We start from the raw sequence: 13,304 nt of genomic DNA on the forward strand, positions 1-13,304 counted from the left end.
GCTTATCCGAAAATGGCTGATATGACGCAATTTTAGCGGTAATCACGGGGGCTTTATTCTTATATCCAACCTCATCATTCACGGCCAGAATGGATTGTGTCGTAAATGTGTATATTAGAAAAACAAAAAGTCTATTGGTTCAAAAGGTAATAAAATCCCTTTCCATAATGGGGTCATTCAGGTACAATAGGGCGATGTGTGTGTCCGGACCCGGCGGATACAAATGATGTAATTTAGAGGACGGCCAACGACGGCCATTGATCCTGATTTGATATTATTGGAGGCTTATCATCAACATGCAGACCGATTCACAGACTAAAGTCAAAATTGTTAACGCCGATCCCAGCGCAATGGGATTATTTGGGTTGGCTATCGTAACCCTGGTCGCTTCTTCCCAAAAGCTTGGCATCACAGATGGACTTAGCTACGCTATTCCTTGGGCAATCTTCCTGGGCGCCTTTGCCCAGTTATTTGCATGCATTCAAGATTCCAAACGCAACAATACCTTTGGCACAACCGCTTTTGGTGCGTACGCATTCTTCTGGTTCGCCATGGCGGCCAATTGGATGATCAAAATGGGCGTATTTGGCTCCACGCTTGCGGAACAGGCTGATGGCAAGCAGCTCGGATTTGCTTTTGCCGGATACCTTGTATTCACCCTGTTCATGACCATCGGTGCGATTGAAGCGAATAAAGTATTGCTGATCATCTTCATTCTGATTGACTTCCTGTTCCTTGGCTTGACCTTTGACGCTTTCGGCGTAGCTCCTCACATTTTCCACACCATTGCAGCATACGCTGAAATGGCGATCGGAATTGTGTCCCTGTATGGTACAGGTGCTTCGGTACTGAACGCTCACTTCGGCTATGCGTTCTTGCCAATCGGCAAACCGTCCGGCATTTTCAAGCCCAAGGCTTAATATACAGCAGTAAACCGCCAGCGCGCCGGTCCGCGCCTGGCGGTTTTTTTTGCAGTCCAACTTCATTTGAATATGGTTCTGACCGACACCTATACTAGGGATAACAGATCAAAAAAGACCCTGCAACACCTCAAATGAAATGTCACAGCAGCCATACGGTAAGGAGGAACAAGCATGAGAGAAATACCGAAACCTACGGAGATGGATCAGGTGGAGAAAAAGTATGTACGCGAAACGCGTTGTTTTAAGACGGCACGGGTGTTCCCAACCGATGTCAACAATCACAACACCCTGTTCGGCGGGAAGCTGATGTCCTACATCGATGATATCGCATCCATTGCCGCTTCCAAGCTATGCCGGGTCAATACCGTTACCGCATCAACCGACTCGGTAGACTTCCTGTACCCGATTAACCCAACAGATTCCGTTACGCTGGAATCGTTCGCGTCGTGGACCGGGCGCAGTTCCATGGAGATTTTTGTGAAAGTGATTCGTGAGGATCTGAAGACCGGAGAGAAAAAAATCGCGGCGACTGCCTTTCTGACCTTTGTGGCCCTGGACGAAAATAATCGCAAACTGATCGTACCCCGCATTATCCCAGAGACGGAAGAAGAGAAGAAACTATACGAGACCGCTCCGGATCGGGCGGCCATGCGGAAAAGGCGGCGGGAAGAGAGCAAGAAATTCGCTGACTTCCTGACCGTTACTTATCCTTGGGAATAAGAATACGCTAAACAAGCACAAGCTTGAACCAAGGGTTACCTGGACGATGCCGGATAAATGGATACCGCCCTGTTATCCGGCAGTTCGCCACCCATGGAGACACACCACTGTTGATAAATACGATATGCCGCACCACTCTCCAGCAATCCCTGACAAGTGTATATGCCCTCTTCGATGGAATTGACACGCCCCGCTGCGTACAAGCGGAATCCTCCATTTAACAGAACCTGATTCACAAAAGCAATATGACCGTCACCGCTTAATACACTTTCCGCCACTTCCAGCTGCTTCGCAGCCGTCCAGACCAGTTCCGGTACGGGCATATCCAATTCATAGGCTGCAGGATCAACCAATTCCAGCTTCATATCACCATCTTCCACGGCGTATACGCGGGTTGGCCGATCAATATACAGATCCTCAGAACCTTCCATTCCCTGCACCACATAAGCACGACGATAATTAAACCGGGTAAGCAGCTTCGCAATCCGATCCAGAAAGGTATTATGAAACACACCAAACACCAGATACGGTGAATGGTTATAATCAATGAGTTTCTCTGCTGTGTTAAACACCGTGCGGAATCCCAGCTCTTCCCGTAACGGACGAAGCTTGCGAAGAGGCTCACACCACTCCTCGGAGGATACATACATGACACCTGAATGGAGCGCAGCGCCTTGGGCATCTGCCCGATCCATCTTACCCGTATCTATTCCTGCTTCCTTCAACAGTACCGACAGCGTAACGCCCCACTTGGGCGGTAAAGGATCACTCCCGTGCAAAGTCACAGGCAACCCGGCTGCCGCGAGTACAAATGCAACCGGAAACGTGGCCATGAACGACTTCGTCCGCCCGTCATAGGGACCAGCACAGTCCAATCCGTCCTGAAAAACGGAGAAACGTTCCGCACTGTTACGACATGCATGAACAAAGGCTTCCAGTTCCTCGACGTTTTCCATTTTCATTCGTTCAGCCATGAGAAAGGCAGCCGTCTGGGCAGGGGAAACCTCCTGTTTCAGGATTTTCTCTGCAACGGTCAGTGCCTCTGTATAATTCAGATCACGCGAGCCTCGTTTCCCACGTCCGACCTCTCGGAGTATCTGAGACATATCCATGGAGAATCCTCCTTCCAATTAAGACTGGAGCAGTTGATGCGCCTTCACAATGGCTGTGGCTACATCGACCATCCGTTTGCGTTCATCCATCGCTTTCTTGCGTAACAGGTCATAGGCTTCAGCCTCGGAAATCTGCTTCAGATCACTAAGGATGGCCTTCGCCATATCAATCCACTTCCGATCTTCCAGCCTGGATTGCAACTGCTTCCGTTCCTGTTCCCACTGCTTGCGTTCCATGTAGCGCCGGGCTGCAAAGTGAAGCGTCCAATGTATCTCCGACCCGGTCATGGAAGGGGTAAGTATTCCATCAAATGAAGTTTCGATCTCGCAGGAGTCTGCGGAGGAAGAGGCTGTGTCTGGCGCGCACCACCAGAGCAGCGGGGAATCCGACTTTCCCTTTCCCAGGCAGTTCACCCAGTACTCCACGTCAGCCAGCGACAGATGCAAGATGGATGCTTCCGCCGCACGAGCCAGCTTCACCGCTTCCGCCTCACTGCCTGCCACCTGTACATGGTACCCGTTCGCTCCCAGCAGCCTCTCCGGTGTCAGAGGGATTGCATCGGACGAATCAGCTATCGTTGATTGTATACGGATGACCAATAAAGATCGCATGATGGAGCAATCCCTCCCTGATTACGTATAATTAGAATCGTATTATTTAAGACATTAACACATGAAAGTGCTATATATGTTATATTACCTGACAAAAGCGCAAATCAATCTGATTTTATAAATGATTCCGAAGTAATAAATACAACAATCATGACGGATCGTCCTAGTGACCCAAAAGAATAAAACACTAATCATGACACGTTTTCTATGCTTTTTGTAGTTACTGCCACACTATTTGCCACTAAAACATTCATTTTCATGAATATATACCCTTAAAACCTCTTCGATCATTCGTGTTCCAATAAACTCATGTAAACATAATTAACTTTAAATTTCAAATACTTTTTTGTGTCAACTATATTGACATGGTTAGATCGATCTTTTATAGTTAAGCCATAACAACTCCATATTTGAATCAATCACAGTTACAACGGCGTAGCTGGTTGAAACGGCAATGAAGCCTGTTTTGCAATCTCGGAGCAAGGGATGCGTATGTATATGCGCAGTCCTCCGAGGCATAACAGGCTTTTTCGATTTTAGAGACAAGATTTTGAGGCAATTTGCACAATGGACCTAAGGGGGCTAATCATAATGAGTACAACGAAAAAGTTGGTATTGGTCGGTAATGGCATGGCGGGAATTCGTACAATCGAACATATCCTTAAGCTCGCTCCGCACGCTTATGAAATTACAGTCTTCGGCGCAGAGCCGCATCCCAACTACAACCGCATCATGCTCTCCTCTGTATTGGCTGGCGGAACATCCATCGAAGATATCGTCATCAACGAGTGGAGTTGGTACGAAGATAACGGCATTCAGGTATACCCGGGAGACCCGGTTGTTCAGATCGATACCGAGCGCAAGGAAGTTGTATCTCAGAACGGTGTACGCGCAGCCTATGATGAGCTGATTATGGCAACCGGATCACAAGCGTTCATCCTGCCACTTCCCGGTGCCAACAAGGAAGGCGTGATCGGTTTCCGCGATATTAAAGATTGCGAGACCATGATGTCAGCCTCACAAAAATATCGCAAAGCTGCCGTCATTGGAGGCGGATTGCTAGGACTTGAAGCAGCGCGTGGGCTGCTCAATCTGGGCATGGACGTCACGGTCATCCACATTAACGGTCATCTGATGGACCGGAATCTGGATCTGCCAGCAGGGCTGATGCTCCAGCGGGAGCTTGAAGAGCAGGGCATGAAGTTCCTTTTGAATAAACATACCGAAGAAATCACTGGCAAGCATCGAGTGAAAGCCATTCGTTTCACGGATCAGACCGTACTTGAAGCTGACCTGGTTGTCATGGCTGTCGGGATTCGTCCTCAGATCGAACTGGCTCGAAATACCGGCCTGGATGTCAATCGTGGTGTCATCGTAGATGATTATATGCATACCAGCATTCCTGGGATCTCTGCCGTCGGCGAATGTGCAGAACACCGCGGTATTGCCTACGGACTGGTTGCTCCATTATATGAACAAGGTATGGTGCTCGCGAAACGCTTGGCTGGAGCGGCCACCGAAGGATATGCAGGCTCAGTAACTTCCACCAAACTGAAAGTATCCGGAGTCGACGTATTCTCTGCAGGACAATTCAAAGACGCTGCAGATACGCGCAGCATTCGCATTCAGGATGATGTCGACGGTGTGTACAAAAAGATGGTGATCAAGGATGGGCAGCTGATTGGGGCCGTACTGTTCGGGGATACCACAGATGGCGCATCGCTGTTTTCCCTCATTAAAAGTGGCGAGAACATTAGCGGCCGTGAGAAAGAAATTTTGCTCGGCGTGCCTTCCGGCGCTTCAGGCTCTGGTCCATCTGTCGCAGAACGTATGGCCAGTATGCCAGATGACGAGATCGTCTGTGGTTGTAACGGTGTTACCAAATCTTCCATCGGAGATGCCGTTCTGAATAAAGGCTGTAATACGCTCGGTGCCATCAAGTCCTGCACCAAAGCTTCCGCTTCTTGTGGTGGATGCAAACCGATTATCGAAAACCTGCTCACGTATTATGCCGGTGATAATGTAGGCGAACAGACCAAAGAAGGCATCTGTGGCTGCACCTCCTATGATCGGGATGAAATTGTTGCACAAATCAAGGAAATGGGACTCAAAAGCGTGAAGGAAGTGATGAACGTTCTCGGTTGGAATGAACCGGAAGGTTGCTCCAAGTGTCGTCCGTCCCTGAATTATTATCTCGGTATGATCTGGCCGGCTGAATACAGGGATGAGCGTGTATCCAAATTCACCAATGAACGTTATCACGCCAACATTCAGAAGGACGGTACCTATTCCGTTATTCCACGGATCTATGGTGGTGTTACTTCCCCGGCTGAATTGATCAAGATTGCAACTGTCGCAGAGAAATACGATGTTCCGATGGTGAAGTTCACGGGTGGACAACGGCTCGATCTGCTCGGAGTACAGAAAGAGAACCTGCCGAAGATCTGGGAAGAGCTCGATATGCCTTCCGGTTTCGGTTATGGTAAAGCACTGCGTACGGTGAAGACGTGTGTAGGCAACACATTCTGTCGATTCGGTACACAGGACTCCATCGAAATGGGCATTCGTCTGGAGAAAAAACTCGATAAAATGGTTGCTCCAGCAAAAGTGAAACTTGCTGTATCTGGATGTCCGCGGAACTGTGCGGAAGCGACCATCAAGGATCTGGGTGTTGTCGCCATCGATGGTGCATGGGAGATTCATGTTGGTGGTAACGCCGGAGTTAAAGTTCGCACAGCCGAGCTGCTCTGCACAGTGAAGACCGATGCGGAAGTGGAGGAGTGGACTTACTCCTACCTGCAATATTATAGAGAGAACGCAAAATGGAATGAGAGAACAGCGGCTTGGATTGAACGGGTAGGTCTGGAACATGTGAAGGAAGCATTGGCGGATCGGGATGTACGTCTCGCTCTGGTCGAACGTCTGGAAGTTACGCTGGGTCACACGGTTGATCCTTGGAAAGAAATCATTGAAGACGAGAAATTGCGTAAAAACTTCACCCCACTGTCCGGTGCCGAGCCGGTAACTCACTAAAGAGGAGGAACAGCGATGAACAAATTCCGGATTGGACACTTGGCGGATATTGATGAAAAGGGAGCACGGACTTTCCTGATACAGGATACCGAAATTGCAGTCTTCAAACTGAGCGACGGGAGTCTGCACGCCGTCGAGAATCGTTGCCCTCACAAGGGCGGCAAGCTGTCGGAAGGCATGGTATGCGGGACAGCGGTTCATTGTCCTTTGCATGATTGGAAGATTGATCTGCGTAACGGTAAGGTACATGAGCCGGATGAGGGCTGTCTGAACACCTACAAAACAGAAGTAGACGGCAACAGTGGAGAAATCTATATCACAATTGCGGGTTAAATGCTAAAGATACTCTGACATCAAGGAGGCGTGCGCTATGGATTTTGTTAAACCTGCAGAAGTGCTGCAATCGATGCTCGAAGCTGGTGAGAGCAAAGCCAGAATGAATCGGGTACAGATGCTAATCCGCGGTTTTCTGGCAGGGGCTATCCTTGCTTTTGCAACCACATTGGCATATACCGCTGTAACTCAAACTTCCGTTGGTTTGGCAGGTGCACTGATATTCCCCGCGGGATTCGTCATTATTGTTCTGCTGGGCCTTGAATTGGTGACAGGAAACTTTGCGATGCTCCCACTCGCACTGATGAAACGCAGAATTACATGGATGGATATGCTCCGAAATTATTTTTGGGTGATCACAGGTCATCTACTTGGATGTGCATTCTATGCTCTTTTATACGGACTGACCATTACGAAGATGGGTACGAATATGAGCAACCCACTCATTCAAACGCTGATTCAGACCAGTGAAGCCAAAACATTAGGATATCAGCATTTGGGCGGAGCAGGCATTGTTCTGGTGATCATCAAGGCCATTCTATGTAACTGGATGGTCACACTCGGGGCCGTGATGGCGATGACATCCACATCAACTCTAGGCAAAATCGTAGCGATGTGGCTGCCTATTACGATATTTTTCGCCCAAGGTTTTGAACATGCTGTAGTGAACATGTTTGTCATTCCGGCAGGCATGATGCTCGGTGCACAGGTCAGTGTCGCTGACTGGTGGCTGTGGAATCAGATCCCGGTGTTGGTGGGTAACCTCATTGGCGGAGCTGTATTTACAGGCCTCGGCCTATATGCTGCCCATCACTGGGGGAAACCGGTGAAGCTATCAACCAAACTGGCAACCATTCAGGGTGGTCGTTCCGGATTGGCAAGTTCCGATGCGGCACCGAAATTGGGGACACGATCATGAGCCGGGGCTTGGTTAGTATCGTTGGCGCTGGCCCTGGAGATCCGGATCTGATTACGGTAAAAGCCCTGAAACGTATTCAGTCCGCAGATGTCATTATGTATGATCGGCTTGTGAATGATCAATTGCTCGCTGAGGCTCGCGTCGGAGCACTCCGCATCTACTGCGGCAAGGCTCCAGGGCTTCACTCCATGAGTCAGGAGATGATTGGACGGATGCTTGCTGCACATGCAGCGGAAGGCAAACAAGTCGTACGACTCAAGGGTGGCGATCCGTTCATCTTTGGCCGTGGTGGTGAAGAAGCGCTTGTGCTGGCAGAAGCAGGGATTGCATTCGAGATCATTCCCGGCATCACTTCAGCTGTAGGTACATCCGCTTCCTCCCTTATTCCGTTAACCCATCGGGGGATTGCTTCATCGTTTGCATGTGTCACGGGAACCGGCAGTGACGGAAATGTTTCATCCGTTCGCTGGGACCTGCTCGCCCATAGCGTGGATACACTGGTCATCTATATGGGCATTAGCCAACTGCCCCAGATCCAACATGAATTGCTTCACCATGGGAAAAGTGGACACACCCCTGCGGCTCTAATCGAACGGGGAACCACTTCGGAGGAACGCATTATTACCGGCACACTTGCCGAACTCCATTCCCTCGCCCTGTCACATCAAGTGAATAACCCGGCATTAATTATGGTCGGCGAGTCCGTCCTGATCCGCGAACAGTTGCTTCAGATGCAACAGGCCGCTAATGCCTCCATGACCGGATAATCGAATTGGATTCCTTCATCTATATCAATTGAACTAAACATTTACACAAAACGGAGAGGACAGAAAGGACCTGAAGAAGCGGAGCATTCGCCTACAAGCTTTCTGTAAGAAAGCTACATCGGAAGCATACGCTATCCCCGGATTTAACCTTTATAAAAGAAATCAAAAAAATCTGGGGATAACAGCGATCGGAAGGTTATTCTTCCATCGAAGTGTTCAGTGTAAATACTCTTTAGTTCAATTTATATAGAACAAAACTTCTATCCGACCCTTAATCCAACAGCATACGCTCGTGAATCGTCCGACCCTTCTGCCCTGGTTCAATCAGCAGACGGGTCGGTTTGATGTTGATCAGTGCCGTAAGCTGCTCTCCCATATAATGCGCAGAATATTTGAATCCAATCTCCGCCCAGTGCATAATCACGCCCACCGTAGCAGATACCAGATAACTTAACATGATGTCGTAATTAATGGTGTGCTCGCTATCTTCGGTCACCAGTACAAAATCCTCGGTTAAATAGGTTCTAAACATATTGCACAGACGGGAACCCATATCGGAATGCATCGTCATTAATGCGCGGAAAATATCCTGATGCGCTTCAATATATTCAAATACCGGCATCGTGGATGGCAGCAATGCAGTCATATCCACTTCTTTGAGCTGTGCGTATGGTGCTGCATAAGCCTGTCCTACCCCCTGCATGAAATCATCCAGAATGAACTGCAACAACTCCGGTTTGCCGGGAAAATGTAAATAGAAGGTTCCGCGGTTGTAATCCGCCCGCTCCGTAATATCCCGGATGGTGAGGGCATCCGCTCCCTTCTCCAATATCAAAGAAACCGCCGCAGCGATGATGGCATCCTGCGTTCTTCGTGCTCTCCGGTCCTGAGGATGTTCAATAATCAACATTTTCGCCTCCTTTGTTCATTATTGTAAACTAAATGAACACCGCTTACATCTCTGTCCGATAGCTGACATATGCGCTGTCAATGATTATTGTCACATGGCTATGTATATCTTAACATTGAGACAGGAAAGATAGACGACAGGTTGAAACTTTTTTTAAAAAAATACCTGCCAATAATGAATAAGGAGCGAATCATTCATGAGTACATCGTATACACATACAGCCGTTATTACAGGAGCAGCCGGAGGCATTGGTAAAGAATTGGCACGCCGTCTCGCAGAGCGCAAAATTAATCTGGTTCTGGTTGACCTGAATGAAGAAGCCATCCAGCAGACGATCACTGATCTGAACCTCGACAAGGAACACGTCATCGCTGTAAAAGCGAACGTATCCCAGGAAGCAGACGTGAAAAACTATGTGCAAAAAGCACTGGATGCGTTTGGACGAATCGATTATTTTGCCAATAATGCCGGCATTGAAGGCCCAACAGGACTGATCGAAGACCTGAGTGTTGAAGCACTCGACACCGTGTATAACGTCAACATTCGTGGCGTATTCCTGGGTCTGCAAAATGTCATTCCCGTTATGAAAAAACAAAAATCCGGTGCGATTCTAAATACCTCTTCCCTTGCGGGTCTGATGGGCGCACCTGCCGTATCTCCATATATTATGTCCAAACATGCCGTAGTTGGCCTCACACGTACCGCTGCCAATGAACTGGCACCTTACAATATCCGCGTTAACGCTGTATTGCCAGGCACAATCAATACCCGCATGATGCGCCAGATCGAAGCTAATTCCGGCAACGTGGAAGATTATCAATCTGCTACGGTATCTGCCATTCCAATGGGCCGTTACGGTGAACCGGAAGAAGTCGCTGCGGTAATGAACTTCCTATTGTCCGAAGAAGCATCCTATGTAACAGCTTCCCTCTACACCGTAGATGGCGGTATGATGGGTCAATAAGAAGCTGTAAACTGTAGGAGTTATACCGACAAGTATCCCCCAAGGGATGCCTTGTCACTACAATCTAAAAAAAGGCCTCAACACCACAGTAACGTGGAGTTGAGGTCTTTTTTACAGTACGATACTTAGACTTAAACTTAGCATGTTGAAGGCTGCGCATGTGAAATGTTACTTTTGGAACAGCCATTTAACGCCTCGCCGTTGCCCTTGTGATCACTCACGCTAACGAACCCAGAACACCTTATTTCGGCTAAAAGTGCTTATTCCCCGAACTAACGAATCTCAGACACGCTAGTTCCGCACAAATGCTGCAATTGCACCAAAAAGCCCTAGAATCCAGAGAATAACGTATCTGAGATTCGTTAGATTTCCAATCGAGCGAGAAATACCTGAATAAGGCGTGTCAGGTTCGTTAAACTTTGCCTACGATCACTTAATCGACGTACCCCGCATGACCCTTGTCCATCAAGTAGTCCATCTCAGCATCCAAAATGCTTTCTACGGTCAACTCATCCAGCTTCACATCTTTGCGACTAAGGATGTAGTCCGCCAGATCATCGCCGTCAATATCCACATCGTTACCTTTGGCATTTTCATGCGCCTTGTTGATGTACGCTTGCTCATGCTTCAGTACAAGGGCGATGTTCGCCTGGCTTGCCTTCGTTTTATCTACAATATACTGCATCATTTCTTGTTCATTAATTGCGTTTGCTTCTGCCACGTTCAGTTCATCTCCTTGATTCATACATACTGTTGCCATTGTAGCATAGGTTAACCCATTACAGGCAGAACTTATGCCTAACGAATGATTATAGAGCGGCAGCGAGGGTTAGTGTGGGAAACCGCAATGCAGGTAAAATACTCTATTCTCATCTAGGTGAAAATAAGACGTTGTTGCATCGTAGTGAGTTGAGAGTTCAACTCTACGCCAGCGCCTCACTCCATCCCTACGACAACCGTACGTAAAATGTAGCGCCCTCTCCGACCACACTTCTGGCGTATAGCTCTCCTTTGTGCTGATCCACAATGGACCGAGCAATCGCCAGTCCCAGACCGTGTCCACCATGTGTGCGGGCTCTGGAAGAATCCGTACGATAGAATCGATCGAAGATCCGATCCAGATGTTCGGGTGCAATGCCTTCACCTGTATTGGACACGGCCAGCATGACATCATTATTCTGTTTCTGGAGCGTAACGTTTACGGACCCTCTGGGCCCGGAATACTTCACCGCATTATCGAGCAGGATCAGAATGACCTGTTTGATCTGCTCAATGTTCCCATGAACCGTAAGATTCGGCTCAATGTTGTAATCAAGGGAGATGTTTTTCTCAAAAATAACGGCTTCCATTGGCAAAATAATACTCTCTACCGCATCGCTCATATTAAACTTCGCATGAATCATCGTCGAGCGCGAGTCGTCCATCTGTGTCAGATAGAGCAGATCATTCGTAAGTCCGGTCATGCGCTCGGTTTCCGACTTGATATAGTGAAGCCACTTCGCCTGGTTCGCTATGGTATCCTCCTGATTTGCAAGCAGCACGTCAGCATTGGTATTGATGATCGCCAGAGGGGTCTTCAGCTCATGTGAAGCATCGCCGATGAATTGTTTTTGTTTCTCAAATGCTTCTCTAACCGGCGCAATGGAGCGATTCGCAAAATAACGGCTCAGGAAGTATATTCCAATCAACATGATTAATCCAACAACAGCAAATGTATAGATCAGATTGGTCAGAATACCCTGTTGTGCCGTCACATCAATGAATACGATCATATGGCCATCACCGCTCGGATCAACTACATAGGCCCAGTCCGTTCCATCCAGTGCAAATTGTCCAGTCTGCCGTTCCGAATTACCAACTTTATTCTGGTCAACCTTTTGCAACGCCTCGGTGTAGAACGTATCTTCCATATCAAATCGGGATTGCGTATCCGTAATCTTCCACTGGTCATCCGTTTTGATCATGAATGAAATGGAACGCGCCGGAGGTGCATTGGGGTCTCCACCGGGTCCTTCATTGTTACCACTCATGGCATTGGAAGGTAGCGAATCTGAACCGGAAGCACCTGTACTAGCGCCTGATCCAGACCCCGTCCCCATCCCCCCACCTTCCCCGCGCGGCATCTTGGATGAATTATAAGGACTATGATAGAAATCAGAAACCTTGTACAACTCCATATTTGTCTCCCGTTGCACATTCTGATACGTAATCGTATAGATCGTCGCAAATGCCACCAGCATCATAATCGATATGGACACCAGATTCACGATCAGGAATCGATTCCGGAGTTTATTAAACATCAGGACGTCACCTCAAGCACATACCCCACACCCCGAATCGTGTTAATGCGGACAGCCGAGTTCAGGAACGTTAATTTTTTGCGTAAAAACGAGATGTACACCTCCACATTGTTATACTCCACTTCCGAATCGAATCCCCACAACTTCTCAATAATCTGCTCTTTGGAGGTAATCGCCTGTTTGCGCGTAATCAACAGCTCCAGCAGTTCATTCTCCTTCAGATTCAGCTTGATCTCCTTCCCCTGAACGCTCAGCTTCAACTGAGTTGTGTTCAGCTCCATGTCGCCGAATTTCAGTCCGTCCTCCGGAACCACTTCGCCCTTCCGTCTTAAGGCTGCACGAATTCGGGCCAGCAATTCCTCTGTGGCGAAGGGCTTGGCGATATAATCATCGGCACCATAATCGAGGCCTGTGACCTTGTCCGATAATTCACCTTTGGCCGTAAGCAGAATGACAGGCGTATGATTGCCTTCACTGCGAAGTTTCTTCAGGACGGTGATTCCGTCCATCTCTGGCATCATGATGTCGAGCAGTAACAGGTCATAAATACCGCTCTGCGCATAATCAAATCCTGATCTGCCGTCGTGGACCATGTCCACGGAGTAGTTGTTTTTTTTCAAAATCTGAGATACTGCCTCTGCCAAATGAACCTCATCTTCCGCAATTAATATTCTCATCATCTATTCATTCCTCTGCTTGAATTATTCGTCT

At 48.2% G+C, this 13,304-nt stretch carries 13 protein-coding genes; 7 read left to right on the forward strand and 6 right to left on the reverse strand.

Annotated features, from left to right (window positions below):
• Nucleotides 1-296: 296 nt before the first annotated feature.
• Together MKX40_RS29465 and MKX40_RS29470 are read left to right on the forward strand one after the other, a co-directional pair.
• On the forward strand, nt 297-920 hold the full coding sequence (locus MKX40_RS29465) for a GPR1/FUN34/YaaH family transporter (protein WP_091012490.1): 624 nt from the start codon (nt 297-299) through the stop codon (nt 918-920).
• A 210-nt stretch (nt 921-1,130) separates the two neighbouring features.
• Nucleotides 1,131-1,643 (forward strand): acyl-CoA thioesterase, encoded by a 513-nt coding sequence (locus MKX40_RS29470; RefSeq protein ID WP_124116913.1) that lies wholly within the window; start codon nt 1,131-1,133, stop codon nt 1,641-1,643.
• A 35-nt stretch (nt 1,644-1,678) separates the two neighbouring features.
• Here MKX40_RS29470 and MKX40_RS29475 read toward each other — a convergent pair whose 3' ends face one another.
• Together MKX40_RS29475 and MKX40_RS29480 are read right to left on the reverse strand one after the other, a co-directional pair.
• Entirely contained in the window at nt 1,679-2,755 is a 1,077-nt protein-coding gene (locus tag MKX40_RS29475) for an anthranilate phosphoribosyltransferase (RefSeq protein WP_339238664.1), read from the reverse strand.
• An 18-nt stretch (nt 2,756-2,773) separates the two neighbouring features.
• Nucleotides 2,774-3,367: an ANTAR domain-containing protein gene (locus MKX40_RS29480; RefSeq protein ID WP_339238665.1), complete on the reverse strand. Its 594-nt coding sequence runs from the start codon at nt 3,365-3,367 to the stop codon at nt 2,774-2,776.
• A 591-nt stretch (nt 3,368-3,958) separates the two neighbouring features.
• Here MKX40_RS29480 and nirB point away from each other — a divergent pair.
• The 4 genes from nirB to cobA are packed head-to-tail and all read left to right on the forward strand — an operon-like array spanning nt 3,959 to nt 8,419.
• Nucleotides 3,959-6,400, forward strand: coding sequence for a nitrite reductase large subunit NirB (gene nirB, locus MKX40_RS29485; protein WP_339238666.1), 2,442 nt, complete (start codon nt 3,959-3,961; stop codon nt 6,398-6,400).
• A 15-nt stretch (nt 6,401-6,415) separates the two neighbouring features.
• Nucleotides 6,416-6,733: a nitrite reductase small subunit NirD gene (gene nirD / locus MKX40_RS29490; RefSeq protein WP_074092734.1), complete on the forward strand. Its 318-nt coding sequence runs from the start codon at nt 6,416-6,418 to the stop codon at nt 6,731-6,733.
• Between the two features lie 37 nt (nt 6,734-6,770).
• Entirely contained in the window at nt 6,771-7,652 is an 882-nt protein-coding gene (locus MKX40_RS29495; RefSeq protein WP_339238667.1) for a formate/nitrite transporter family protein, read from the forward strand.
• Complete coding sequence (gene cobA, locus MKX40_RS29500; RefSeq protein WP_339238668.1) at nt 7,649-8,419, forward strand: uroporphyrinogen-III C-methyltransferase; 771 nt, start codon at nt 7,649-7,651, stop codon at nt 8,417-8,419. The genes MKX40_RS29495 and cobA overlap by 4 nt, the downstream gene beginning before the upstream one ends.
• Nucleotides 8,420-8,690: 271 nt before the next feature.
• On the opposite strand, the gene MKX40_RS29505 is transcribed toward cobA, so the two are convergent.
• A complete protein-coding gene (locus MKX40_RS29505) occupies nt 8,691-9,329 on the reverse strand; it encodes a TetR/AcrR family transcriptional regulator (RefSeq protein WP_339238669.1) in 639 nt (212 codons plus the stop codon).
• A 196-nt stretch (nt 9,330-9,525) separates the two neighbouring features.
• Between MKX40_RS29505 and MKX40_RS29510 the strand changes: the two genes are divergently transcribed.
• Nucleotides 9,526-10,293, forward strand: coding sequence for an SDR family oxidoreductase (locus tag MKX40_RS29510; protein ID WP_076332059.1), 768 nt, complete (start codon nt 9,526-9,528; stop codon nt 10,291-10,293).
• 433 nt (nt 10,294-10,726) lie between these two features.
• On the opposite strand, the gene MKX40_RS29515 is transcribed toward MKX40_RS29510, so the two are convergent.
• From MKX40_RS29515 to MKX40_RS29525, 3 genes are all read right to left on the reverse strand, one after another.
• Entirely contained in the window at nt 10,727-10,981 is a 255-nt protein-coding gene (locus MKX40_RS29515) for a hypothetical protein (RefSeq protein ID WP_339243243.1), read from the reverse strand.
• Nucleotides 10,982-11,240: 259 nt separating this feature from the next.
• Nucleotides 11,241-12,593, reverse strand: a complete 1,353-nt coding sequence (locus tag MKX40_RS29520) for a HAMP domain-containing sensor histidine kinase (protein ID WP_339238670.1) — start codon at nt 12,591-12,593, stop codon at nt 11,241-11,243.
• Nucleotides 12,593-13,270, reverse strand: coding sequence for a response regulator transcription factor (locus MKX40_RS29525; protein ID WP_339243244.1), 678 nt, complete (start codon nt 13,268-13,270; stop codon nt 12,593-12,595). Before MKX40_RS29525 ends, MKX40_RS29520 begins: the two co-directional genes overlap by 1 nt.
• Nucleotides 13,271-13,304: the final 34 nt, after the last annotated feature.

It is taken from the genome of Paenibacillus sp. FSL R5-0517, from assembly GCF_037974355.1.
Lineage (GTDB): Bacteria > Bacillota > Bacilli > Paenibacillales > Paenibacillaceae > Paenibacillus.

Excerpts from the sequence above, each read along its gene's own strand:
- MKX40_RS29465 (WP_091012490.1), top strand. The coding sequence starts at position 297 with ATGCAGACCGATTCACAGACTAAAGTCAAAATTGTTAACGCCGATCCC.
- MKX40_RS29475 (WP_339238664.1), bottom strand. The coding sequence starts at position 2,755 with ATGGATATGTCTCAGATACTCCGAGAGGTCGGACGTGGGAAACGAGGC.
- MKX40_RS29480 (WP_339238665.1), bottom strand. The coding sequence starts at position 3,367 with ATGCGATCTTTATTGGTCATCCGTATACAATCAACGATAGCTGATTCG.
- nirB (WP_339238666.1), top strand. The coding sequence starts at position 3,959 with ATGAGTACAACGAAAAAGTTGGTATTGGTCGGTAATGGCATGGCGGGA.
- nirD (WP_074092734.1), top strand. The coding sequence starts at position 6,416 with ATGAACAAATTCCGGATTGGACACTTGGCGGATATTGATGAAAAGGGA.
- MKX40_RS29495 (WP_339238667.1), top strand. The coding sequence starts at position 6,771 with ATGGATTTTGTTAAACCTGCAGAAGTGCTGCAATCGATGCTCGAAGCT.
- cobA (WP_339238668.1), top strand. The coding sequence starts at position 7,649 with ATGAGCCGGGGCTTGGTTAGTATCGTTGGCGCTGGCCCTGGAGATCCG.
- MKX40_RS29505 (WP_339238669.1), bottom strand. The coding sequence starts at position 9,329 with ATGTTGATTATTGAACATCCTCAGGACCGGAGAGCACGAAGAACGCAG.
- MKX40_RS29510 (WP_076332059.1), top strand. The coding sequence starts at position 9,526 with ATGAGTACATCGTATACACATACAGCCGTTATTACAGGAGCAGCCGGA.
- MKX40_RS29515 (WP_339243243.1), bottom strand. The coding sequence starts at position 10,981 with ATGATGCAGTATATTGTAGATAAAACGAAGGCAAGCCAGGCGAACATC.
- MKX40_RS29520 (WP_339238670.1), bottom strand. The coding sequence starts at position 12,593 with ATGTTTAATAAACTCCGGAATCGATTCCTGATCGTGAATCTGGTGTCC.
- MKX40_RS29525 (WP_339243244.1), bottom strand. The coding sequence starts at position 13,270 with ATGAGAATATTAATTGCGGAAGATGAGGTTCATTTGGCAGAGGCAGTA.